23 protein-coding genes, 2 tRNA genes and 1 riboswitch are annotated in these 24,257 nt (G+C 50.1%); of the genes, 11 read left to right on the top strand and 14 right to left on the bottom strand.

The genetic code is table 11. The annotated features are described in order from the left end of the window. Positions 1–151 precede the first annotated feature (151 nt). Positions 152–805: an AAA family ATPase gene (locus tag IT084_RS16675; RefSeq protein ID WP_195714011.1), complete on the top strand. Its 654-nt coding sequence runs from the start codon at positions 152–154 to the stop codon at positions 803–805. Between the two features lie 160 nt (positions 806–965). Continuing rightward, complete coding sequence (locus tag IT084_RS16670; protein ID WP_195714010.1) at positions 966–2,954, top strand: FAD-dependent oxidoreductase; 1,989 nt, start codon at positions 966–968, stop codon at positions 2,952–2,954. Between the two features lie 64 nt (positions 2,955–3,018). On the opposite strand, the gene IT084_RS16665 is transcribed toward IT084_RS16670, so the two are convergent. The 3 genes from IT084_RS16665 to IT084_RS16655 all read right to left on the bottom strand — a co-directional run bounded on the left by IT084_RS16665 (position 3,019) and on the right by IT084_RS16655 (position 6,698). Continuing rightward, positions 3,019–3,624, bottom strand: coding sequence for a GNAT family N-acetyltransferase (locus IT084_RS16665; RefSeq protein WP_195714009.1), 606 nt, complete (start codon positions 3,622–3,624; stop codon positions 3,019–3,021). Positions 3,625–3,781: 157 nt separating this feature from the next. Further along, positions 3,782–5,131: a sigma-54 dependent transcriptional regulator gene (locus tag IT084_RS16660; protein WP_195714008.1), complete on the bottom strand. Its 1,350-nt coding sequence runs from the start codon at positions 5,129–5,131 to the stop codon at positions 3,782–3,784. Further along, on the bottom strand, positions 5,106–6,698 hold the full coding sequence (locus IT084_RS16655) for an ATP-binding protein (RefSeq protein WP_195714007.1): 1,593 nt from the start codon (positions 6,696–6,698) through the stop codon (positions 5,106–5,108). The genes IT084_RS16660 and IT084_RS16655 overlap by 26 nt, the downstream gene beginning before the upstream one ends. 489 nt (positions 6,699–7,187) lie before the next feature. Here IT084_RS16655 and IT084_RS16650 point away from each other — a divergent pair, with 489 nt between their 5' ends. The 3 genes from IT084_RS16650 to IT084_RS16640 all read left to right on the top strand — a co-directional run bounded on the left by IT084_RS16650 (position 7,188) and on the right by IT084_RS16640 (position 9,421). Then, positions 7,188–8,129, top strand: coding sequence for a sulfite exporter TauE/SafE family protein (locus IT084_RS16650; protein ID WP_195714006.1), 942 nt, complete (start codon positions 7,188–7,190; stop codon positions 8,127–8,129). A 5-nt stretch (positions 8,130–8,134) separates the two neighbouring features. Then, positions 8,135–8,635 carry a DUF1634 domain-containing protein gene (locus IT084_RS16645; protein ID WP_195714005.1) on the top strand — a complete coding sequence of 167 codons (501 nt, stop codon included), beginning with the start codon at positions 8,135–8,137 and terminating at the stop codon, positions 8,633–8,635. Positions 8,636–8,752: 117 nt separating this feature from the next. Further along, positions 8,753–9,421: a hypothetical protein gene (locus IT084_RS16640; RefSeq protein ID WP_195714004.1), complete on the top strand. Its 669-nt coding sequence runs from the start codon at positions 8,753–8,755 to the stop codon at positions 9,419–9,421. Here the strand turns inward: IT084_RS16640 and IT084_RS16635 are convergent. Further along, on the bottom strand, positions 9,418–10,767 hold the full coding sequence (locus IT084_RS16635; RefSeq protein WP_195714003.1) for a sigma-54 dependent transcriptional regulator: 1,350 nt from the start codon (positions 10,765–10,767) through the stop codon (positions 9,418–9,420). The two genes, IT084_RS16640 and IT084_RS16635, sit on opposite strands and share 4 nt — an antisense overlap. 263 nt (positions 10,768–11,030) lie before the next feature. Here IT084_RS16635 and IT084_RS16630 point away from each other — a divergent pair, with 263 nt between their 5' ends. Next, positions 11,031–11,561, top strand: coding sequence for an HPP family protein (locus IT084_RS16630; protein WP_195714002.1), 531 nt, complete (start codon positions 11,031–11,033; stop codon positions 11,559–11,561). A gap of 232 nt (positions 11,562–11,793) precedes the next feature. Then, positions 11,794–12,027, top strand: a complete 234-nt coding sequence (locus IT084_RS16625) for a hypothetical protein (RefSeq protein ID WP_195714001.1) — start codon at positions 11,794–11,796, stop codon at positions 12,025–12,027. 142 nt (positions 12,028–12,169) lie between these two features. On the opposite strand, the gene IT084_RS16620 is transcribed toward IT084_RS16625, so the two are convergent. Both IT084_RS16620 and IT084_RS16615 read right to left on the bottom strand, forming a co-directional pair. Continuing rightward, complete coding sequence (locus IT084_RS16620; protein WP_243277041.1) at positions 12,170–12,343, bottom strand: TSUP family transporter; 174 nt, start codon at positions 12,341–12,343, stop codon at positions 12,170–12,172. A gap of 519 nt (positions 12,344–12,862) precedes the next feature. Next, the gene (locus IT084_RS16615) at positions 12,863–14,674 is read right to left on the bottom strand and encodes an NADH-dependent [FeFe] hydrogenase, group A6 (RefSeq protein ID WP_195714013.1); all 1,812 of its coding nucleotides are present in this window, start codon (positions 14,672–14,674) and stop codon (positions 12,863–12,865) included. 235 nt (positions 14,675–14,909) lie between these two features. Here IT084_RS16615 and IT084_RS16610 point away from each other — a divergent pair, with 235 nt between their 5' ends. The 3 genes from IT084_RS16610 to cobT all read left to right on the top strand — a co-directional run bounded on the left by IT084_RS16610 (position 14,910) and on the right by cobT (position 17,965). Continuing rightward, positions 14,910–15,446 (top strand): ferredoxin domain-containing protein, encoded by a 537-nt coding sequence (locus IT084_RS16610; RefSeq protein ID WP_395880036.1) that lies wholly within the window; start codon positions 14,910–14,912, stop codon positions 15,444–15,446. 18 nt (positions 15,447–15,464) lie between these two features. Continuing rightward, positions 15,465–16,520 carry a type 2 isopentenyl-diphosphate Delta-isomerase gene (gene fni / locus IT084_RS16605; protein WP_313885513.1) on the top strand — a complete coding sequence of 352 codons (1,056 nt, stop codon included), beginning with the start codon at positions 15,465–15,467 and terminating at the stop codon, positions 16,518–16,520. A 61-nt stretch (positions 16,521–16,581) separates the two neighbouring features. Beyond that, a riboswitch (cobalamin riboswitch) is annotated at positions 16,582–16,798 on the top strand. Positions 16,799–16,891: 93 nt separating this feature from the next. Continuing rightward, on the top strand, positions 16,892–17,965 hold the full coding sequence (cobT, locus tag IT084_RS16600; RefSeq protein ID WP_195713999.1) for a nicotinate-nucleotide--dimethylbenzimidazole phosphoribosyltransferase: 1,074 nt from the start codon (positions 16,892–16,894) through the stop codon (positions 17,963–17,965). Positions 17,966–18,023: 58 nt separating this feature from the next. Here cobT and fbp read toward each other — a convergent pair whose 3' ends face one another. The 4 genes from fbp to IT084_RS16580 form a co-directional block, all read right to left on the bottom strand. Beyond that, the gene (gene fbp, locus IT084_RS16595) at positions 18,024–19,121 is read right to left on the bottom strand and encodes a fructose-1,6-bisphosphate aldolase/phosphatase (protein ID WP_195713998.1); all 1,098 of its coding nucleotides are present in this window, start codon (positions 19,119–19,121) and stop codon (positions 18,024–18,026) included. Positions 19,122–19,209: 88 nt separating this feature from the next. Further along, positions 19,210–19,755 carry a pyruvate kinase alpha/beta domain-containing protein gene (locus IT084_RS16590; protein ID WP_195713997.1) on the bottom strand — a complete coding sequence of 182 codons (546 nt, stop codon included), beginning with the start codon at positions 19,753–19,755 and terminating at the stop codon, positions 19,210–19,212. A 514-nt stretch (positions 19,756–20,269) separates the two neighbouring features. Then, positions 20,270–20,344: transfer RNA gene (locus tag IT084_RS16585), tRNA-Ala, on the bottom strand. Between the two features lie 82 nt (positions 20,345–20,426). Then, complete coding sequence (locus tag IT084_RS16580) at positions 20,427–21,299, bottom strand: serine hydrolase (protein WP_195713996.1); 873 nt, start codon at positions 21,297–21,299, stop codon at positions 20,427–20,429. Positions 21,300–21,464: 165 nt separating this feature from the next. Between IT084_RS16580 and IT084_RS18715 the strand changes: the two genes are divergently transcribed. Continuing rightward, positions 21,465–21,593, top strand: coding sequence for a hypothetical protein (locus IT084_RS18715; RefSeq protein WP_279327898.1), 129 nt, complete (start codon positions 21,465–21,467; stop codon positions 21,591–21,593). A 93-nt stretch (positions 21,594–21,686) separates the two neighbouring features. On the opposite strand, the gene murI is transcribed toward IT084_RS18715, so the two are convergent. The 4 genes from murI to IT084_RS16560 form a co-directional block, all read right to left on the bottom strand. Further along, a complete protein-coding gene (gene murI, locus IT084_RS16575; protein WP_313885511.1) occupies positions 21,687–22,484 on the bottom strand; it encodes a glutamate racemase in 798 nt (265 codons plus the stop codon). Between the two features lie 158 nt (positions 22,485–22,642). Continuing rightward, on the bottom strand, positions 22,643–22,822 hold the full coding sequence (locus IT084_RS16570; protein ID WP_195713994.1) for a hypothetical protein: 180 nt from the start codon (positions 22,820–22,822) through the stop codon (positions 22,643–22,645). Between the two features lie 181 nt (positions 22,823–23,003). Continuing rightward, positions 23,004–23,092 (bottom strand) — tRNA-Leu (locus IT084_RS16565). Positions 23,093–23,293: 201 nt separating this feature from the next. Beyond that, positions 23,294–23,734, bottom strand: coding sequence for a MaoC family dehydratase (locus IT084_RS16560; RefSeq protein ID WP_195713993.1), 441 nt, complete (start codon positions 23,732–23,734; stop codon positions 23,294–23,296). Positions 23,735–24,257: the final 523 nt, after the last annotated feature.

Raw genomic sequence — 24,257 nt, 5'->3', positions numbered from 1 at the left:
AATAATATCTAAATCAAGTATTTTGGCCATGATATAAAATCAAGGGGGGTTTTTGAGGTGAAGCTAAAAAAATGCAAAAAAATAAAGCCTGTATTTACAAGGCTTTAAGATTTTTCGAATGTACTAGAAACTAATATATCGAGGTGATGATATGCCCAGTAAAAAACCCAAAAAAGTGGCCATCCTCGGGGGGCCGGGCACCGGTAAAACCACTTTGTGCAAGCAGCTGGACGTTGAATACAGCCTGGCCGGCTATATCAGTGACGTTTGCCTTGAATTTGCGCGCGCCTACATCGCCCGTTACGGTGTACCTACGAGCATATTTGAGCAATTCCTGCTGTATGAGGGGCAGAAGCGCCGGGAAAACGACCTGAGGCACTGTGATATTATTTTTTGTGATAACGCGACAATTTTGAATTACGTTTATGGCTTGCTGAGCTGCGACTTCAAGAATCCCAAGGAGTTTTATGCTCTAATGAAACTTTTTGAGTGGGCTATGAAGGATCTGCCTGATTACGAGGTGTTCTACATTCCGCGGGAATTTGCCGTGGAAAAGGACGGCATTCGCTACCAGGACGATGATTTTGCCGTGGTTGTGGATCAAAAAATCAAGAATTTCCTGGACATTATGAATGTGCCCTACAAGGTCGTGACCGGCGATGTGTGCACCAGGGTGGAAAAGGTTAAACAAATTGTTGGCTTTGAGCCTAAAAAAGGAAGGGTACTGTGCAGCGTCAGAAAGGAAGATGATGCACTGAAATTATCGAAAGAAGTTTCGGATATTGCTGAATCGAAAAATCAATAGACCGGAAACTGATATGTTTTTATAACCGGGGATGCTCCGGTTATTTTTTTTGCAGGAAAAAGCGTTTACTAGCAAGAATGTTAGTCAATAATTACCTGGTAATACCGAAAAGTTGGTTATCAGATTAATATGATTATGCCTTAAGGAGGTTGTTTTTCAAATGAAGCTGCTGTCACCGGTTAAAATAGGGCAAATGGTATTAAAAAACCGCGTTGTTATGCCGGCCATGCACCTTGGCTATTGCAGGGACGGTTTCGTTACTGAAAAATTGGTGGAATTTTACCGTACCCGGGCCAGGGGCGGGGTGGGATTGATCATTGTGGGCGGTTGTGCTATCGATGAACATGGCTATGGTAATATGATCAAAATTGACGATGATAAATACATACCCGGTCTATCCGACCTGGTACGGGCTGTTCACGGTGAAGGCGGGAAAATTGCCGCCCAGCTGTTCCAACCTGGCCGGTACTCCTATTCTTTCCTGATGGGTATTCAGCCGGTGGCGCCCTCGCCGGTTCCTTCCAAGTTAACCAGGCAGGTGCCCAGGGAACTGTCCGTGGAGGAAATCAAGGCCATAATTGACTCCTTCGGGCGAGCCGCCGCGCGGGCCCAAAAGGCCGGGTTTGACGCCGTGGAAGTGATCGCCAGCGCCGGTTACCTGGTTTCGCAGTTTCTCTCGCCGGTTACCAATAAGCGGGAAGACGAGTACGGCGGGGATTTTGAGCGCAGAATGCGGTTTGGACTGGAAGTGGCCAAAAGGATCAGGGAGGCCGTGGGGCCTGATTACCCGGTAATATTCCGGGTGGGTGGCAACGACTTCATGCCCGGAGGCAATACCAACCGGGAGATCGCCATTTTCTGCCGTCGCCTGGAGGAAGCCGGGGTTGACGCGTTCAACGTGACCGGCGGCTGGCATGAGACAACTGTACCACAAATTACCATGGCCGCGCCGCGGGGGGCTTTTACCTACCTGGCGCGGGGAATTCGCGAAGCGGTCAGCGTGCCTGTGATTGCCTGCAACCGGATCAACGATCCACTGCTGGCCGAGGAAATCCTGGTCAATGATATCGCCGATCTGGTTGGCATGGCCCGGGCCATGATCGCCGACCCCGAGCTGGTGGTTAAGACGGCCGCAGGCCGGTTTGGGGAAATTAGAAAGTGCATTGGCTGCAACCAGGGTTGCCTGGATGCCGTGTTTACCATGAAGCCGGTGGGCTGCCTGGTCAACGCCCGGGCCGGCCGCGAGCTGGAGCACGATCTGCGCCCGGCGGAACAGGTCAAGCATGTGCTGGTGGTGGGCGGCGGCCCCGCCGGCATGGAAGCTGCCCGGGTGGCTGCGGAGCGCGGGCACCGGGTGACCCTGTGGGAAAAAAGTGACCGGTTGGGCGGCCAGCTTAATCTCGCTGCGGCACCCCCGGGACGCGAAGAGTTTGCCGCCGTGGTTAATTATTATAACTATGAATTAAACCGATTGGGTGTTAAAGTTGAACTGGGCAAAGAGGCCGACGAGGATAGTATCAGGTCGTTCGGCGCGGACGCGGTGGTCATGGCGACCGGCGCCGCTCCTGTAACTCCGCCTATCGAGGGGGTGGAAAGGCCTGAAGTAGTGCAGGCCTGGGATGTTCTCTCCGGTGCCGTAACTACGGGCAGGCGGGTGGTTATTATCGGCGGCGGGGCGGTGGGCTGCGAAACGGCGCTGCTGCTGGCGCGCAAGGGGACAATTGACGCCCGAACCCTGCATTTCCTGGCCTTAAACGACGCAGAAGACTGGGAAACATTAAAACGGTTGGCCACACGGGGTGTGAAGGAGGTGACCGTGGTGGAGATGCAGAAAGCGGCCGGGGCCGATATCGGCGTTTCCACCCGCTGGGTAATTTTGCAGGAATTGCAGCGGTACGGCGTGAAAGTGCTGACCAGGGCCACGGCCAAAAAAATCACCGAATGCGGCGTGGTGCTGGATACAGGCGACCAGGAGGAACTGCTGGAGGCTGATACCGTGGTGCTGGCGGCAGGGTCCCGTTCTTTAAGTGAAATCTGCGAAAGGGTAAAGGAAGAGCTGCCCGAGGTGTACATGGTGGGTGACGCTGTTGCGCCGCGCAAGGCACTGGACGCCATTTACCAGGGCTTCCTGGCCGGTACGGTGCTTTAGGCACCGCTGAGCGCATACCGGCTTCCTTAATAAAAAATCCCGGAGGAGAAGTCCTCCGGGGTTTCTACATAATGATGGATTGCTGGTAGGTGAGTTCCTCAAACATATTAATATGGTTTTGACTTACGTTATTGCCGATGCGAACCATCAGCATATTGGCCTGGTGTTCAAGGATTTCAGGGTCGTCGGTGCGCCGCCGCTTGAAACCCACCGACCCGAAAACGTGTTTAAGCATGCGCTGGTATCCCCAAACGTCCATGCCGCTGTTCTTCAAATCCCAGTGCCAGTAAAATTCGGTGGTAATAATGATGTAATCTTCCATTGCGGGGTTTTTAAAGGCTTCCGCCAGGAGCGCCTTGGCCAAACCTCTTCTCTGCCACTCCCTGCTGACTTCAATGGCGCCCAGCTCAAGTATCCGCGGGTGCCTGACCCAGCGGCTGTACTGGTTGGGGTAATGGAACAGCACGTAGCCGATAATCTCGTTTTCGTGACGGGCAATATAAACCATGCCCTCGGGTAACCCGGCAATATGGCCCAGGGCTTCTTTTTGCCTTTTGGCGTTTCTGAAATTATTCAGTGCCTTATTTATTTGCAATGAATCAATGTAGTCCCTGGTAACTGGTCCTTCAATAATTACCAGTCCCTTATTCGTTTCCAATTGCTTAGTCATAGCCACCACCATTTTCAGTCTATTTTTTAAACAAAATTAATAACATCAAAGAACGGTTAATAAAAAATATTCTGAATTAAAATAATTAAATCCTGCCTGGTAAAAAAATTTTTATTTTTTAAAATAGGTTAGTTTAGTTATTATATTATATTATTTTTTAAATGTTAATGCCGTATTTTTGTGAGCGGTATAATAATGCCGAGCGGGTTATTCCCAACAACTGGGCGGCTTTGGTTTGATTACCCCCGCTTTTTTCCAGCGCCTTTAAGATCAATTCTTTTTCCAGTTCTTCCAGTAAAATTCCCTGATCCGGGAATTCAATCACCAAATCGGTGGTGGATTTAGACGGCGCGTAGAGTTCCCGGGGTAAGTGCTCGGGATAAATAATTTTGTTACGGCAGATAATTGCCGACCGCTCGATCACGTTTTGCAGTTCCCTGATATTACCAGGCCAGTGGTAATTGCACAATAGTTCCATGGCCTCGGGAGATATTTTTTCCACCTGGTAGGTATGGCCGAATTTATTCAAAAAGTGTTTGGCCAGCAAGGGTATATCCTCTTTGCGTTCCCTAAGTGGGGGCAGGTGAATGTGGATTACATTTAGCCTGTAAAAAAGGTCCTCCCTGAATTGGCCTTTTCTAATCGCCTCGTCCAATTGACGGTTGGTGGCCGCAATGACCCTTACGTCCACCGACAGTGTCTCCGTTCCTCCCACCCGTTCAAAGGACTTTTCCTGTAATACCCGGAGCAGTTTTGCCTGCATGTTAAGGGACATTTCCGCTATCTCATCAAGAAAAATCGTTCCCTTGTCGGCAAGTTCAAAACGACCCAGTTTTCGGGCCGTAGCCCCGGTGAACGCACCCCGCTCGTGGCCGAACAGCTCGCTTTCCAGCAGATGTTCCGGCAACGCCGCGCAGTTGACGGGGATGAATGGTTCATTGCGACGGGGGCTGTTCTGGTGGATGGCGACCGCGGCAACCTCTTTCCCCGTGCCGCTTTCGCCGGTAATTAACACACTGGCGTTACTGTTGGCCACCCGTTCGATCAGGGCGATAATATCTTGCATGATTTTACTTTGTCCGATCATGTTGCCGTATTTGCTTGTAAGTTCGGAACGCAGGAAAGTGACCTCTGTTTCCAACTGGGACACCAGTAAATTTTGCTTGATGACCAGCTTTAATTCATCCAAGTCGAAGGGTTTGGTTATATAATCAGCGGCTCCTATTTTCATGGCCTCAATGGCCGTTTCTATGGTGCCGTGGGCCGTGAGCATGATCACCGGCAGCTTGGGGTGGATCGCTTTAGCTTCTTTTAAAACCTCCAGGCCGTCCATGTCGGGCATGCGCAGGTCCAGGATAACCAGGGACGGTGCTTCTTCTTTGATTAATTCCAGGCCTTGTTTGCCGCGATAAGCTACCAGTGCCTGGTACCCCTCTTGGCGCATGGCCCGGTCGAGCGCCCAGCACATGTGTTCTTCATCATCAATAATCAGTATTTTGGGTATCATCTGCTTCCCCTCCCATCTTACTATGAAGTTGCAGCTTAACGGTAAAGATAGTGCCGATGCCTACCGTACTGTCAACGGTGATATGCCCGCCGTGCATTTTGATGATCTGGTGGCTGATGGAAAGTCCCAGACCGGTGCCGTGTTCCTTGGTGGTGTAAAAAGGGTCGAAAATGCTGCCGATTTCAGAAGGTGATATACCACTGCCCGTATCCGCAAATTCAATATAAACCCAGTCATCAACGCGATAAGTTCTAATGGTCAGCGTACCGCCTTCGGGCATGGCCTGGATGCCGTTTAAAATCAGGTTTACAAAAACTTGCTTGATTCTTTCGCCGTCAACTATCACTTCGGGAAGGTCCCTGTCCAGGTTTTTGATCAGGTTGATGCTGTGCTGCCTGAGCATGGGTTCGGTAAAGGTAAGAACTTTTTCCAGCAACGAATTTACGGAAGCGCTTTGTACCACATGTTTGCTGGGGCGGCCGAAATCCAGCAGTTCCTGGATGACCCTGTTTTGCCGGTTGATTTGTTCGTAAATAATTTTTAAATATTCTTCCACAATATTTTTGCCCGGTAATACCAGGTTTTTCATATCATTTTCCATTAGCTGCACAGTGGTTTTAATCACGCCAATGGGATTGCGCAGTTCGTGCGCCACCCCGGTCACCAGGCGACCCAGCGCGGCCAAACGTTCCGAGCGGCGTAGTTCGTCCTCCAGTTTTTCCTTTTCGGCCAGCGATTTGGCCATTTTATTGATGGCCTGGGCTATTTGGCCGACCTCTCCCGGCAGGACCGGTATGGGCTGGTGAATGTCCTTTTCCATGGCCCTAAGACCTTCCTTGATCATGCTCACCCCGCTGGCCAGGTTATGGATAATCAACAGCGCGCCAAGACCTCCGACGAATAAGGCAAAAAGTGTGAAATAGCGGGTTAGCGTGAGAAAGAACCGGCTTTGGGCGAAAATGGGGTGGGTTCTCTGATCGGCCCAAACCACGGCAATTAGCTTGCCGTTTATATACACAGGCGACAGGTATTCAAAAGTTTCATCATTTAAGCTGCTGGTGAGGCGCGCCAGCGGGCGGCCGCTGGCGGCAACGGCGATCAGGCCGCTATTGGCTTCCTTTAAAACCCTTCTCTCTCGCTCTTGTTGTTCGGCCGGGCTTAATTCCCTGTACTGGTGTAAAAAGCCCTGAACAAAAATTTGGCCGGATTCCGGTATATAAAGCCCGAAACGCACGCCCGGGTTGCTTGGCACAAGCCCTTTTGTCGCCTGGTCGAATGCTTTTTTCAGATATGAGGCACGGTCCTCAACATCCAGGTTTTCTATCTGGACGTCAACCAAGTAAGAGTTGAGGTTCTTTTTAATGTCCGGAATTAACACGGTTTCGACAACGGAACTGAGTTTTTCTTCCCGTTCCTTTAGCAACGCTTCATCGCTGCGGCTGGCAAAAAAAATGTCGTACATCATGACCAGAATGGGGATTACCAGCAGGGTTGCGATGACAAATAAAAATTGAGTGCGTAAACTATGGCCGGTAAAACGTGATATTTTTGACTTTTTTTTATCCATGGTTTCACCTTTTTAAACTAAGTATATCACTAACTGTTTAAAAACAAACAATGTGCTGTCTATTTTTGAACAATTTCATCGGGCTTTGTATTACGGTTCACAAGTTATCTTTGCTGTGTTTTGGTTAAAAAGATTGTTTGATAATGAACAATCTTTTTCCGTGGCCGTTTGCTGTCACCCTGAAAACTTGCTATTTCTGCAAGTTTAATCGCTGGCATGGGATATGCATTTTAAGTTGAGTGAATATGATTTTTTTCACATTTGGAAAAGCAATGCTGTTTGAACACAAATTCATTATATCACATTCTTCTATGGCGAAAAAGAAAATGAAGGGGGGATGTGCACGAAATAACACACTGGTAATTTTAGCGGGGTAAAAACTATAAATGGCTTCGGGAAACATGACCAAATTTGGGGGAGAACTGATTAACAGGGTGAGGAGAAAATAAGGTTCCGGAAAGATTAGACTTGATAAACGGGGGAAAGAAAATGCTGGAAGAAATTATAGCCAAGGCAAGCATGCTACTGGAACTGGCCAACAACTCCCAGGTGGCTCAGGCGGTGACGCAGGCCTCGGGAGCGCCGGGTACGCCCTGGTGGGTGTGGCCCCTTCTGTTGTTCGTCACCACCTTTGTGATGGGGATTGTAGCCGTAATGGCCGGGGTGGGCGGCGGCGTGTTATTTGTGCCCATCGTGGGTAGCTTCTTCCCGTTCCACCTGGACTTTGTCCGGGGTGCGGGACTCATTGTGGCGCTGGCAGGCGCGCTGGCAGCCGGGCCGGGCCTGCTCAAGGCGAACCTGGCCAACTTGCGCCTGGCGCTGCCGGTGGCGCTGATCGCCTCGACGTTCAGTATTGTGGGTGCGTTTATCGGGCTGGCACTTCCTTCCAATATACTACAGATATGCCTTGGCCTGACCATTACGTTTATAGCGGTATTATTCATCTTCTCCAAGAACAGCGAATTTCCCAAGGTGGGTAAACCGGACGGCGTCAGCCGGGCATTAAACATCAGCGGTTCCTACTACGAGCCGTCCGCAGGGCGCCCGGTGGATTGGACGGTCTGGCGCACGCCGCAGGGGTTTCTGCTCTTCATCGCCATCGGTACGGTGGCGGGCATGTTCGGTCTGGGCGCAGGCTGGGCCAACGTACCGGTGCTGAACCTGCTTATGGGCGCACCGCTTAAGATTGCGGTGGGATCCAGCAAATTCCTGTTATCCATCACAGACACTTCGGCTGCATGGGTTTATCTGAACCAGGGCGCGGTATTGCCCATCATCGCAGTGCCGTCTGTGCTGGGGATCATGCTGGGTTCGCTGGTCGGCGTAAGGCTTTTGGCCGGGGCTAAGCCCAAGGTTGTGCGAAACATGGTGATTCTGATGTTGTTGTTTGCCGGAATTAGATCCCTGCTCAAGGGACTGGGATGGGGGTAGAGAAAATGAGTACTCAGGCAAGAGCGGAAAAACATTCCACGCAACATAATGCGATGCAACAAACCGTACCGGCCAAGCAGAAGAAAACGGCGGTCAAGGTGGATGTGCCGCCGGAGCAGATCAAATACGCCAACCTGTTGTTATACTGCTCCTGGGCGGGGATAGGGATTCTGGTCCTGACGTTTATCCTTTACGTTACCGGCCTGGTGGGTTCGTATATCCCGCCCGCGCAAGTTGCCCAGTACTGGGGTTTAAGCGCGCACGAATTTTTAGTTGAGACGGGTGCACCGTCGGGTTGGGGTTGGCTGGGCATGCTCAAGTACGGTGACTTTTTAAACCTGGTCGGCATTGCCTTTCTGGCCCTGCTGACGATAGTGGGTTACCTGGTGCTGCTGCTGCCGGCTTATATCCGCAAGAAAGATCTGTCTTACGCCGCCATCGTCACCGTGGAGATACTGGTGCTTACACTGGCCGCCTCGGGTATTCTGAAGGTGGGCGCGCACTGATACCGTCGTGGCTATAAAAAAATACCCGGGATATGTACCCGGGAGTGAAAAATATATGGGCTGAAAAGATAAATCATGGAACTGAACAAAATGGGCAAAATGGTGGAGGGGCTTAATATGAATGGTGATTTTGTAGATCAATTTTCCAAACATAAACAGGCTTTTCTTGATGAATTAAAGAGCGGCAATATTAAGGTTAATTTTAAGGTGGACGGCAATGCAGACAGCAAAAAAATGGTTCTGGAACTCTTTGAAAAATGGTTGATTGAAAAATCGACCGGGGAGCAAGCTTCTCAACAGGTCCAGGACGACAATCAAAATTTCGATGAATTTTTGGATGAGGTTTTGGCCAGGGCCAAAAAGATTTTAAAAGAACGGGGCATTCACATTGCATATACATCGCTCAGTCAAAAAATGGGCATTACCGAATCATGGAAGTGCATCAGGGTGTTTGGACGGAGCAATATTTATTACCGCATCGGCAAAACCAGGCCCCGCAAAGGTCCGAACAAGGGCAGGGAATACCTGGTCATGGACCTGGTGATGGACGGTAATAAGAAGCAGGTATTTATTCCGTTGCTTAAAAAGAAAGATACCATAGAAAATCAACTGGGCGTTCCCCTGGAAAGGGAATTGCCCAAGGTGGAAGCTACGGGTAAATATCGTTTGAAGCTGTTATTACCCTATGATGTGGTCAGAGAAAGAAATATTCGCCTGGCAGCCAAGAAACTGGCGGATTTCGTGGGGGCAACCAAGCCTTTGCTAACGGAATTGGGTGTGGTTTAAAAAATGCCGTGTTTTTGGGAGCGGTAGAGAAACGCGGACCTGCTGATTCCAAGCAATTTGGCCGCCTTGGTCTGGTTGCCGCCGCTTTTTTCCAGGGCCTTCACAATAAGCTCCTTTTCCAATTGTTCCATTGATAAACCCTGATCGGGGAATCGGATGATGATTCCCCTTTTTTGCGTGTGAATGCGTTGAATTTCCGAGGGAAGGTGTTCCGGTTGTATTTCATGCCCCCGGCAAATTATCGACGCTCTTTCAACTATGTTCTGCAGTTCCCGGACATTGCCCGGCCAATCATATTGTTCCAAAAGGGACATGGCTTCCGGGGAGATGCTGTTAACCTTGTAAGCGGTGCCGAATTTTTGAATAAAGTGTTCCACCAGTAAAGGGATGTCTTCACGCCTTTCCCTTAACGGAGGCAGGTGGATTTGAACCACGTTCAGGCGGTAAAACAGGTCTTCCCGGAACAGGCCCTCCCGGATAAGCTGTCTTAAATCGCGGTTGGTGGCGGCAATAACCCGCACGTCTACCCGCAGGGTTTCGGTGCCGCCCACCCGCTCAAATGTTTTTTCCTGCAGAATGCGAAGCAGCTTGGCCTGCATGTTTGGCGGCATTTCGGCGATTTCGTCAAGGAAAATCGTACCACCGTTAGCCAGTTCAAAACGTCCAGGCTTGCGGGAAGACGCGCCGGTAAACGCGCCCTTTTCATGACCGAAAAGTTCGCTTTCCAGGAGTTGCTCCGGCAGCGCGGCACAGTTTACCGGCACAAAAGGTGCCTCGCAGCGCGGGCTGTTGTGGTGAATGGACAGGGCCGCCACTTCTTTGCCCGTCCCGCTTTCCCCGGTGATTAAGACCGTGGCGCTAGTTTTGGCGACCTGTTCAATTATTTGAATAACTTCACGGATGGCGGTGCTTTGCCCGATGATGTTGCCGTATTTTTTAGCCAGTTCGGAACGGAGAAAATTAACCTCTGTTTGCAACTGTGTGACCGCAAGGTGCTGCTTGATCATAATGTTCAGTTCCACAAGATCAAAGGGCTTGGTGACGTAATCCACCGCGCCCATTTTCATCGCCTCAATAGCGGTATCAATGGTGCCGTGGGCGGTTAAAATGATAACGGGCAGCCTGGGATTTATTTCCCTGGCTTTTTTCAGCACCTGCATTCCATCCATGCCGGGCATCTTTAGATCCAGGATGACGAGGGAGGGCATCTCATCTTTAATTTTTTTCAGGCCGTCCATGCCGTTTGACGCCGATATTGCAATGTAACCTTCCTGGCGCATGGCTTTTTCCAAAGCCCAGCACATGTGCTTTTCATCGTCGATAATCAGGATTTTCGGCGTCGCCATTACTTCAAGCCTCCTTTGGGGTTTATGTTTAACATTATAAAGGCTATGTCGGTTTTCAAACAACGTGTTGTGCGTTTTCGTACAGCGGGCGGAGCTATAAAGCTAATGACTTCAAAAACGATGCGCAGGTGTTTATTATGATACAGTAACCGCGCTGTTATTTCGGTCGAAAGCTTTAAACATTAAGGTAATAATACTGGCATGAAATATGCTAAAAATTTTGATAAAGAAATTTAATGATTCTTCTTGTGGGGGGTGGATTAATGTCCGAACAGCCTGAAAAAAGAGTTGGCGATCTTATGATTCCTTTGCGTAACTATAAGGTTATTTCCCAAGAATGTACCATTGAAGAAGCGGTTAAAGTTTTACACCATTCCTTTTATAAACGCGGCAAGGGCGGACAGGGGCATAGGTCGGTGATTGTATGTGATGATTACGGTAATCCCGTGGGTTTGGTTACATTTCGTTCCATCCTTCAGGCCCTGGAACCTTTTTTCGCTAGAGCTAATCGTCTTTCCGTCCCCATATTCTGGGAGGGACTGTTTTCTGAAAGGTGCCGGGCGGAAGCTAAAAAGAGCGTGTTGGAAATAATGCACCCCATCAATGTAATAACTTTGGATGCAAATGATACCTTGATTAAAGCGGCGCATGCCATGATCAAGCACAAACTGGGAACATTACCGGTTAAAAAGAACAATCGTATTGTCGGCATGATCAGGGTTAACGAGTTATTTGAGCAAATTTACGATCAAATGACAGATGCGGAGCATCTGGAAAACGCCTTTATCAGTTAATTATATCCAAACAAATAGAGGATTCAATTGCCCGGGGCCGGGCGTTTTTTTATTTCTATTTTTAACTATATGTTATCGGCGTTCCAATAACAAGTGTCTTAGAAAATAATTCACAAAAACAATGAAAGACAGGCTTAAAAATAAAATATTTCACAAATATGAATTGATTTTTTTGTGGCCTCAAATTATAATGTTCAAAAGGGCACAAAGTTTTTGGGAGGGGGTGCGGGATTTGGCTGTGGTGTTAAACATTGGAGGGTGGCGGGGAAAGCCTGTTTTAAAAAGGGAAAACTGGGCGGAGCGTTATCTGGAAAACCCATTTTTAAAAGCGGAATTGGCCAGGGTGGAGATTTCACGGGCGGATCACCCGAGCCTGGTAAGTGATAAAATCGTACGCGTTTTATTCGTGTGGGCCATGATTCATAATAGTTTTAGTGCGTGCTGGTTTGTGAAATATGTTATTTAACTTGCTCCCTTTGTGTGTTCTTGTAACATATTTCTTTTCATAATAAAAGGGCCCGGATAATTCCACCCGGTACCCCTTTCAGCCCATATATTTTTCACTCCCGGGTACATATCCCGGGTATTTTTTTATAGCCACGACGGTATCAGTGCGCGCCCACCCATGCCGCCGAAGTGTCTGTGATGGACAGCAGGAATTTGCTGGATCCCACCGCAATCTTGAGCGGTGCGCCCATAAGCAGGTTCAGCACCGGCACGTTGGCCCAGCCCGCGCCCAGACCGAACATGCCCGCCACCGTACCGATGGCGATGAAGAGCATGATTTAAGTTACTTTCTTTTATCCATCGTCTATAGCACAATATGTGCCAGTGCTGCGGCCGCGGCAATTGCCCGTTGCCGGCCGACCGCTGTTTAAAAACAAACAGATATAACGGAAGGGGTAAAATGTGCTGCCGCTGTTAGGTACCAACTGCCCGCGGAATAGCAGTTTAAAATCAGACACCCGATTGTATATTTTCGCACAAAATAACCGGCCCATGGTGGGACGGGGGTAAAATAATCGCTATTATAGGCAGGAACCGGAGGATTATATTATCAGGGGATTATATTATGAAAAGAGGTTGATGAAAAAGTTTGCGGGAGGGAAGTTGCTTGTCTTTCACCGCGCGGGCAAGACAAGCAACTTTATAGTTTATTTTCCAGCCGCCAGGTCTAAAACCTCCGGCTTTCAGCTACCTCCGACTGAAGTCGGGGGTTTGCGGCACTCGTGCTTAAGTCGACTTTCAGTTGATACAAACCCACCTGCTTTAGCAGGTGGTGGTTAAGTTTTGTTGTGTTTTTAGTGAAGGAGCTGAGGGGGCTGGCGCTGAACGCGTCCGTATTTGACGTGTAAAATGTCTTTGGCTTTTTTGCTGAGGGGTTCCCCCAAAAATTCTTCATAGAGTTTTTTTACGGCGGGGTTTTCGTGGGCTCGCCTGATTTTTTGGGTCAGATCGATGCTATACAGGGCGCGGGCCCTTTTGCGCCTTACTTCCTCAATTTTTTTCCGGCTTCTTTGTTCTACGGAAATGGGTTGACCTCCCCCGCCTACGCACCCGCCGGGGCAACCCATGATTTCGATAAAATCGAATTTTTCACCGGCCTTTACCCTTTCCAGGAGGCGGCGAGCGTTGCGCGTACCATGGGCCACCGCCAGCCGGATGTTTCTTTCACCCAGCACCACGGTGGCCTCTTTTATTCCTTTTAGACCCCTGAATGATTCAAATTCTATGCGGCCCTGCATTTCTTTGTCCTCTACAAGGGCGAACGCCGTACGAATAGCCGCTTCCATAACGCCCCCGGTGGCGCCGAAAATGGCGCCGGCTCCGGTGGCGATCCCCAGTGGTTGATCAAAATCATCTTCAGGAAGTGCGGTGAAATTAATGCCGGCCTCCCGGATCATGCGGCCCAATTCGCGCACTGTAAGCACATAGTCCACGTCCCTGGTTCCCCGGGTGACCATTTCGGGCCGGGCGGCTTCGTATTTTTTGGCGGTGCAGGGCATAACCGCCACTACCACCAAATTGCCGGGGTTGAAATGATTTTTTTCGGCAAAATAAGTTTTGACCAGTGCGCCCAGCATTTCCTGGGGGGATTTGCAGGTGGACAAGTTTTCCACGAACTCGGGGAAAAACCGCTCACAGTACCGAACCCAACCCGGACTGCACGAGGATATCAGCGGCAGTTTACCTTTACCCTCCAATCGTTCCAACAATTCATGCGCTTCTTCCACAACGGTCAAATCGGCTGCGAATGCGGTGGAGAATACATAATCAAACCCGATGCTACGTAAAGCGGAAACCATTTTGCCGGTAACCACCGTACCCACGGGCATTCCGAACATTTCACCCAGCGAAACTTGGGCGGCGGGCGCGGTTTGCACAACTACAATCTTTTCGGGGTCTTCAATGGCATCCCACACTTCCTGAATATATTCCCTTTCCGCCAGGGCGGCGGTGGGGCAGACTTGCAGGCACTGGCCGCAGGCGATGCAGTCGGATTCCGCCATGTCCCGCATGAAAGCGGGTGCGATCACTGTGTTAAAGCCCCGTTTTTGGGCCGAGTAAACGTTGACGCCCTGGATTTTTTTACAAACCGCTTCGCAGCGGCGGCACTTAATACACTTATTGTAGTTGCGAACAATAAAAGGGTTCTTATTTTGTACCGGCAGGTTGAGCCGTTCGCCGGTAAGTCTGATTTTTCGCACGCCGAGGTCATCGGCGAGCTTTTGCAACTCGCAGTTGCGGTTTTTGATACAATTAATGCAATCCAGGTCGTGTTCCGAAAGCAGCAACTCCAACATGCGTTTTCTGGCCCTGCGCACCCGGGGCGTGTTGGTATATACCCTGAGGCCTTCTTGCACCGGGTAAACACATGATGCCTGCAGGTTTCTACGCCCGCCGCTTTCCACTTCCACCAGGCAGATGCGGCAGGAACCGGCGGCGTTGATGTCCTGTAGATAACAAAGGCTCGGTATGTCCATCCCAACCAGGCGGGACGCTTCAAGAAGGTTGGGCGTATCGCCGGGTACACTTACCTCGCGATTGTTTATCCATAATTTTATTTCCTTTTCTTCCTGATCGTTTGGACTTTCGACCGTGCTGGTTTCCATATGGCTGGCCGGATGCAACTTTATCCCTCCCCGGAATTCTTTATTTGGGGCCCAGGTTTATTTTTTGATGCGATGTAATTTTTAATGCACCTTCCGGCCGGAAGCCGTTAGTGATTGTCTATCCTGAAGAATATTACCCGGTACTTGTATTTGGCGCTTCTTAATCGTGGAATGATTTGACTGGTTGGACAATATGGTGGTAATATGTGAAGAAAATGATGGAAAACGTCGGGAGGTGTACCATTTGTCAAGCGCCGTGCTGATGGTGGCCGAGTTGATGGCCGTGGCCGCCAAAACCGCGCCCAAGTGCCTGGGCCAGGATTTTGTGGATATTCAGGTGGTTTCCGGCGAGCAATTGCAATTGCTGGCGGATGAGATGGAGAAGTTTGGAAAAGAAAGCGGCAAAACCAATTTTGACCGTGATGCAGCCAGTGTAAGGAATTCCGATGCCGTAGTGTTTGTGGCGCTGCGGGAAAACAAGCCGCTGGGCCTTAATTGCGGGGCCTGCGGGCACGATAAGTGTGCCGGACTTGAAAGCAGTGAAGGGCCGGAATTTGTGGGGCCGCTATGCGCCTGGCGGGTGCTGGACGTGGGCATCGCGCTGGGATCGGCCGCTAAGACGGCAGGCCTGTTGAACGTCGATAGCCGGGTGATGTACAGGCCCGCGGTGGTGGCCAGAAAAATCGGTCTGGTTAAGGGAGACATTATTTGTGCTATTCCAATTTCGGCGACCAGCAAGAACATTTACTTTGACAGGCCGGAGAAAAACTAGTTTTAACGGGAGGCGTTAATAATCTCCAGGAAAACACGAAAACTTGATCATGTCAGATATGCCCTGGAATTAGCGGACACCTACGCGGCGACATCCGGTTTTGAGGATCTGTTTCTGGTGCACAACGCGCTGCCCGAATTAAATGACGATGCCATTGACTGCTCGTGTGTTTTTATGGGCAAGCGTCTGCGGGCGCCGCTGATGATTAACGCCATAACCGGTGGACACACCCGGCTGGTGGAAATTAACCAGGGGTTGGCCCGGGCGGCTGCCGCCACCGGTATTGCCATGGCCGTGGGTTCCCAGCAGGCGGCCCTGGATGACCCGTTGGTACGGCACACATTTACCGTGGCCAGGGAGGAAAATCCGGACGGGCTACTTTTGGCCAATTTAAGTGCGCAGTGTTCCGTGGATGAGGCGTTGCAGGCGGTTGAAATGATCTGCGCCGACGGTATCCAACTGCACTTGAACGTTAACCAGGAACTGGCCATGCATGAAGGGGATACGGATTTCCGCGGGGTACGGGACAACATTGAACGCCTGGTCAAGAGTCTGCCGGTGCCGGTTGTGGTTAAAGAAGTCGGTTTCGGTATGGCCAGGGAAGTGGTTGTCGCTCTCTACCAGGCCGGGGTTCGCTATGTGGATGTTAGCGGGTGGGGAGGCACTAATTTTGCAGCTATTGAAGGCAAGCGGGGCGGCAAAGGCGGCGCTTTTTTGGAACGATGGGGCATCCCCACCGCGATAAGCCTGCTGGAAGCTTTGAGCACAGGCTTACCTGTAACGATAATCGCTTCGGGAGGTTTGCGCACGCCTCTCGATATGGCTTTGGCACTGGCGGCCGGGGCTTCGTTGACCGCAATAGCCGGGCCTTTTTTAAAGGAGTTGGTGGAAAAGGGCTGGGATGGTCTGGTTTGTTATATCAATGACCTGATTAGTGGCTTGCGGCAGGTTATGATGCTCACCGGTGCCGGGGACCTGGCCGCGCTAGCCCGCAAGCCTTTAGTGGTTACCGGCTTTACTGCGGAATGGCTGAAGCGGCGCGGAGTTGACGTGGATGTCTACGCCCGGCGCTAATTTTTTTCCCAAAACAGCAGGAAAATTCCCTTTGGCGAGGAATAATATTAATTTAAATAAACAATTGAATACTGCAACAGGTGCCCCGTATGCGGGGAGAATAGGGAACCGGGTGCAATTCCCGGGCGGTCCCGCCACTGTAACCGGTAGTTCCGCGCCATGATGCCACTGTTCAGGTACCCTGGTTTAACATTTAAGCCATGAAGGTACCGGATGGGAAGGCGGTGACGGGGCGATGACCGGAAGCCAGGAGACCTGCCTGTTGCTTGGCGTGCTTCGCGCGGCGAGAGCAATCCAGTGAATGATGGTAAAGTTCACGGTCTGACGACTGTGGGCTTTTTTTATTTAACTTAACCAGGAGGGAAGGAAATATGTTGTTGAAACAAACGGTGGATGGTATTGGTGAACTTGACCGGAATGCCATGGCCCAAGCCAGGGAGCGCATGGATAACTTGATTAAGCCCCCCGGCAGCCTTGGGCAGCTTGAACAGATTGCCGTCAAGCTGGCGGGCATTACCGGCAACCCCCGGCCCCGGATCGGCAAGCGGTCGGTGATTGTCATGGCCGGTGATCACGGCGTTGTAGAAGAAGGGGTCAGCGCGGCGCCGCAAGATGTTACATGGCAAATGCTGCCCGCTTTTGTCAACGGGGTGGCCGGCATCGGGGTGCTGGCCCGGCATGCCGGCGCCTCCATAACTGTGGTGGACATTGGAGTGGCGGCTGACGTTGACATCCCCGGGGTGCAAAAACGACGGGTCAGGTCAGGGACCGGCAATATCGCCAACGGGCCGGCCATGACCAGGGAGGATGCTGTGGCCGCGCTGGAAACCGGGATTGATGTTGCCCTGGCCGAAATTGAGCGGGGAGCTACTTTGCTGGCTCTTGGCGATATGGGAATCGGCAATACCACACCCAGCAGCGCGATCCTGGCGGCGTTGGGCGGTTATTCAGCAACCGAGGTGACCGGCCGGGGTACCATGATCAACGATGAGGTGCTGGAGCGGAAGCGGCGGGCTGTAGACCGGGCGCTGGAGGTGAACAGGCCTGACCCGGCCGACGGGCTGGACGTACTGTCTAAAGTAGGGGGATTGGAAATTGCCGGCTTGGCTGGTGTTGTTCTGGCCTGTGCATCAAGGCGCGTTCCGGTGCTGGTGGACGGTTTCATTACCGGCGCCGCTGCATTGATTGCCGCGGCCATTGCGCCCGGGGCTAAACAGTTTATGCTGGCATCCCATCTCTCGGGCGAGCCCGGGCACAGGCTGATGCTGGAATTGCTCGATCTTGAACCGCTGCTTTATATGGGCATGCGCCTGGGTGAGGGCACGGGGGCTGCCCTGGCCATGCATATCGTGGAAGCGGCCTGCCGGGTGCTGGATGAAATGGTAACCTTCCAGGAGGCCGGTGTAATGGACCTGGAAGAGGAAAAATTGTTGAAAAACGATTAAAGATATGCGAAACCGCCGGGGATCGAAATACCCGGCGGTCTTTTAACAAACCAATCTACTATTTTCTTAAATCGATAAACCTTTCTTTTAATTTCTTGGTTACTTCGGGCATTGTGGTGTATTCCATTTCATCCAGGTGCAGGCGGTGCGGTTCAAACGGACCCATGCTGCGCATGTATTCCGCTATGAAGTTGGCTTTTTCCCTGGCCCGGTCGTAAGACGGGTCGGCAAAAAAGTCCTGCGGGCCGTGCAGCTTACCGTCGGCCAGCTGGAACCCCAGTGCTACGACGCGGGGCGGCCCGTCAAAGCGGGTGGGGTTGCATTGCGCCAGCCCCACCGGCATCAGCGGGCCGGAGTGGGAGCCGCGCATCCAGCCGGAAACCAGATGCGGGTGGGCAAAGGGTTCCAATACCTCGCCAACGGCGGGGAATCCGCTTTGGCAGCGTACGATTAAAACCGGGTCGTCCTTGCCGATGTATCTTCCGGCCATCAGGTTGAGCCGCTGGGTGCTGCTGGACGCGCAGATATCGCCGGAATCCCGGTGGAATACCCGCTTGATGCAGAACCGTCCGGGTGCGCCGATGAATACCAGCATATCATACAGGTCCTCCGGGCAGGAGAAAATTACCTTGCGGTTTTTAATCAGGTCCCGCACTTCAAAATCAAAACCGTTATGCATTTTGGGGTCGATCACCAGCCCAGCCGTATTGAACGGGTCGGCGAACATTTTATAAAGCGGCAGGTTCCAGGCACCGGGCTCGGTTTTATCTGCCATAAACACGACGATGGGCTCACTGGTCCTTTCCTCAAATTCCATTTCCGCCACTCCGGGGCCCAGGCCCTTGATGTTTCCTGAAAACGCATCGGCCAGTAAATCCTGGCCTGCTCCGTACAGTTTCATTTTCTTGGCCAGCTCGGTGCAGGACTGGAAAATATTCCAGGCCAGTTGGTGCACCTCGCCGTTGTTGCGCCCGCCCTCATGGGTCATGATCAGGTTGAGGTCGTCGCCCACGTGTGTAACATGGGAATCAATAAGTATTGGATTGCCGTTCAGCATTCCCCGGGCTTTTTCAATTAAGTCGGGGTGTACGCTGGAGTGGCCGACAAAGCCGCCGATATCCGCTTTAATGACGGTTACGGTAATCTTCTTGCCCATGTTATCCTCCTTTACACAATTAACTAATTATTGAATATGTTTCTATAATTAATATTACGATTATAACCGCATATGCAGCAAATTTATTTTAAAATTCCCTGGGTTTGCAAATAATTTCTTTTACCTTGGTATCAAAGAATTGATTTGAATGAGCCGGCAAAATTACCACGGCGGTGTCAGCTCCCTTGCCCGAACCTCCGATGGCGATAATTTCTTTCCCGTACGGAATCAGCCCGGCGTCAAGGGCCATCCCGGAAATTTCCACGCAAACCTTGATCCCCTGTCCGAGCATGCGCAGGGTTTGGGCCATTATTTCCGAAGGATAAACTCCGCCAAATTTGTTACGGATAGCTCTGTCCACTCCGGCCAACAGGTGCGTTGTTACCAGGACCTGGATGCCGTTTTGGGTTAACTCCTTCATTGTTTCATCACTCATGCGCCTGATACCGGGACCGTCAAAACCGGCGTGATAACTCACACAGACGACATTCCGTCCGCAGTTGACAAGTTTTCGGGCGGTGGAGCCGGTGCTGGATGCGACCACGATATGCTGGATGTTCAGTTCGGCCGCCCTCTTTAAAGCCGCTTCTATGGTGTTATCCGTGTTATCCGGACCTTTTTTATCCCAGTACACAATTACCCCTCCTGCCATTTTAAACTTATTGTAGACAAGTATATCTAAAATAGCAATAAAATGCAAAAAAAACGGTAAAAAATAAACGCCCCCGGGAAAGGGCGTTGGAAGAGGAGTATCAATTTGAAACTTTGGGGGTTAATTATAAGAAATTTTTGGGGGTTACTTTATAAAAAAGTATAATACCAGCCGGATGTTTTATCTGTCGGCCGGTAGACATTAATCAGGTAATTTCCCCGACATTGGATGTGAACCTCCTCCGGGATGAGCCCGGAAGCTTCTCATTTTATCGAGAGCCGCTCTGCTAAGCAAAATCTTACGCTCTCTCGTGAGTTACAGGACTGTTAGCCCTGGCCCGGTCCATAGGCATCTACTACTTCACCCAGCACTCAGGATCTGAGTGCTGGGCGTGCATGCACATTCAGCTTTATTGAAAACCTGAGCATAGCACAGGTTCGCTTATATCCGGGTCTTAAAAAAAAGTAAAAGGCCTTACAAATAATGTAAAACCTTTTGGTGGACGAGAGGGGATTTGAACCCCCGGCCCCCGCGTTGCGAACGCGGTGCTCTCCCGCTGAGCTACTCGCCCACATGTTATGCGACAATGTTTTAATGAACAAAACATATAATAGCATAAAGTTGTTTAGAGATCAAGACTATTTTTACGGTAATTATTGTTGCTTGGGCGGCGGCTTGGTTTGAAAGTCATATACCATTTTTGAAATATGGTGAAAGACGGGCAGCGTTTCACCGTAGCCCGGCGTCTCTTTACTTGTCATAACCAGTATGTATGGACGCTGGGGGTGTTTTACATAAGCCACATCGTTGTAAGTGTTTGTAGGGGGCCAGGTTCCGATTTTGTTGGCCGTTGGTATTCCCGCCGGCAGAGGGGCGGGAATCCGGTCTTTATATTCGGCATTAAACAGATCGTTCAACAGCAAACCCGCGTTAGCTTTACCGGAACGGCTGAACTCCAGCGTTTCACGCATATACAAAGCCAGGTCGTAAGGGCAAGTTATGTTTTTTTCATCGTCCACCACTTTTCCCCCCAGGGAGCGCATAAAATCCTTAACATTCTTTTTACCCAGTCTTTCCAGCAATATATTGGTGGCAACGTTATCGCTGTAGACAATGGAATACCGGGCTAGTTGCTGCACGGAATAGACGCTTCCGGGCGGGTCGTTTTTTAGTTTGCCCGTGCCGCCTTCCAGGTGTCTTTCCTCATAAGTCAATTGCTCGTCAAGGCTTAAACGGCCGCGGGATGCCATAAGATATAAATATAGATTCATCGGCAGTTTGAAAGTGCTGGCGGCATGGAAAGACATCGTGGAATTATACCCAAATTCCGTTCCGGATTTTAAATCAATAAAATATAACCCGTAGGTACCTGGCTGACTTTCGAGGTACCGGGCGATTTGTTCCTGCAGGGAACTGTAATCGGGCGGCGGATCGATATACTTTTTGAACGGCCCGCTTTGCCCCGGGCCTGAACCCAGAACAAGCGCGATTATAATGGTCAGGAAGACAATTTTCTTAAACCGCAACAGGCTTCCTCCAATCCAAGTTGCGTCCAATTTAAATATACCAAAAAATAACTTTTTTGGCTATTATAATAAATGTTTTGGGATAAATATTTCCCCCAAAACAAAAGGATAAACATCAGTTATAATATTTGTAGTTTAACATTTATTAATTTCGCGGTGATTTAAATGGTTTTTAATTTATTCACCAGCAAGAGCCGTTATTGCAGCGCCAGCGGCGCTTTAGCAGCTCTACCGGCTACGCTGCCTGTGATCGGCACGGTGGTTACGCTAATCGGGGGTACCGCCTGGATATGACGGCGGTGGGTTAATTCATGGCGGAAATGGGCTGCAGGTACCATTAAAGTTGAAGGTGGGGTTGTAAAAAAGAACCAAGCCCGGGTTGCGGGCTTAAATGCTAACATTATTTATTTCCACCGGCGTTTGATTCCATAGCTTCGTTATCACTTGACTCACCTTACCGGGATTGCCGCTGGTAAAGAAAATTACTTTTCCCTCGCCTGTGGAGCTGTTTTGTAATCCTTCTTCCCGCAAAACCTGCGCCACCCTTTTAGCAACGGCGTACCCGGTATCAATCACTTTTACCGAGGGGCCCATGATTGATTCCACCTGCCGGCGCAAAAAAGGATAATGGGTGCATCCCAGTACTACAGTGTCAACGCCTTCGGCGATTAGCGGGGCAAGATACGTTTTTAACAATTCTTCCGTTTCGGGGTCGTCCAGGAACCCCTGTTCCACCTGCTCCACAAGACCCGGGCAGGCTACCTTGATCACTTCCACACCGTTGGCAAAGCGGCTCAGCAAGGACAGAAATTTTTGACCGGAGATGGTCACGCCTGTTGCCATGACGCCCACTTTGCCGTTTCTGGTGATCGCGGCTGCGGGTTTGATCGCAGGTTCCATGCCGACAATGGGTAGCTCGAACGCCCGGCGCAGTAATTCCAGCCCGGCGATGGAAGCGGTGTTGCATGCCGATACAATTAATTTGGCATTTTGATTCACCATAAACTGCGCGATTTTAAAAATTCGACTACAAATTTCCTCCGGTGTCTTTATACCATAAGGACAATGGGCGGAATCGGCAAAATAAAGGAGATCCTCGGCCGGCAGTAAGCGGCGAATCTCCCTCATTACCGATATCCCCCCCACACCCGAATCAAAAATCCCGATGGGATTCGGGTTGGGCACGAGCCGTTCACCTCTATTCATGGGTTTTATCGTTGAAAGATTAGCAACATATATAGATTAACACTGTTAGTCCGCACATGCAAATGTATTATCGTAATCACCCAAAAGATATTCCCTGGCGCGCATCAAACGGACATTAATAAATAATGCAAATTCTTTTATCTGCCCCGGGTTCCGTGGTACACCTGGTGAGTTATCAACAGAACCATGACCAGTGCGATTATCCCCGAGGCCAGGTGGTATCTTTCCGCGTTCACCACTCCTACGTATGCAGCAAGCCCGAGCACCGCGGTAATGATAGTTATTACGGCCGTAATAACGGCAAGTAGTTTTTGCATGGGGGCACCTCCTTGTCAACTATATATATTTAGTGCCGGTCCATAACTTTCCTTCAGGGTAAAGTAATAATTGCTGTTTGCATCATGCCATGCATGAGGCATGTTCTTGCAAACGCTGGATGACCATAAAAAGTAAAGAAAAAAGGCTTACAGTTTTTCTATCGCCTGTAAGCCTTTTTCCTGGTGCCGGAGACCGGAATCGAACCGGTACGTCCATTGCTGGACCCGGGATTTTAAGTCCCGTGCGTCTGCCAGTTCCGCCACTCCGGCATTTATTTAAAGCATATATAATTATATTTTATCTTCAATTCTGTGTCAATTGGAATTAAGAACCTTTTCTTTTGGCCCCGAAATGCCACACAAATTGATTGTTATAGGCGGGGGCTATATCGGGGTGGAAATGGCCTGGATAATTATGGAAGCGACCCACGGCATTACCGGTAAAGTTATTCATTTGCCCTGATCAAAAAGTTATAAATCTTCCCTGCGATGTGAAACTGGCATTATCCTGCCTGAAACCTCGCCTTCCAAAACGACTTCGTTGTTTTGATTGACGCAGGTCATTTGAAGGGTGAGTTTGTTTTTTTGCGGATCTTTTTCTTTAACTGTGACCCGAGCGCAAATGGTGTCTCCGATATAAACGGGTGCCAGAAACCGGAAAGACATTTTTGTGGCCGGGTAAGGCTCGGGCAGCAAAGTTCCCCCCGCATGCGTAATCATGCTGCCGGTGAGCAATCCCGGCACAACCCGGCCTTTAAAACCGCAAAGGGCGGCGGTTCGAGGGTCAAAGTGGATGGGGTTGAAGTCCCCGGTGATACCGGTAAAATTAGTGACATCTCCGTCGGTAAAGGTACGGTAAAAAGTAACGGTATCGCCTACCCGCATATTCTCCCACGAAGAGAAAAACCGCATTTTTTAAAACCTCCTGTATGAACATCTTGTATGGATTGAAGCACCTTTTATTCCATAATAAGCTAAACCATGCTGTCATGCAATTATTCATAGACAAAAGCTGTCCCAGTTAATAGATTGTTGAAGCGTTTAACCATTAACAACATAAGAGCAACAACATCAATTCCTCTACTAACTCTATTTTAGTAAAAAAATAAAAAAGGAATAAATTACTTGTTGCACGAGCATCAATAAAGTGATATATTAATAACCGTCGCTGCGATGCGGCGTCGAAAAAAGGCAATAATGGTGGTTGGTGGTTGGTGGTTAGTGGTTAGTGGTTAGTAGAAAGCCGGGCACCAGAAATTGCTGGTTGACACAAAGCAACAAAAAATGATAGAATAAAGTTCCGGTCAACGGACCGGGTAAAACGATCCTTGAAAACTAAACAGTGTGAGAGATGGAAAAAAACCTCGTCAAAAGCCAAGAGCTTAAAGAGCGAGAGTAATTCCAAAAGCGAGCAAAGAGATTAAACTCTTTATAT

It is taken from the genome of Desulfallas sp. Bu1-1 (genome assembly GCF_015594625.1).
Taxonomy (GTDB): Bacteria; Bacillota; Desulfotomaculia; order Desulfotomaculales; family Desulfallaceae; genus JADNRQ01.
The sequence above is the reverse complement of the archived record's forward strand: the minus strand, read 5'-3'. Positions and strand labels throughout refer to the sequence as shown.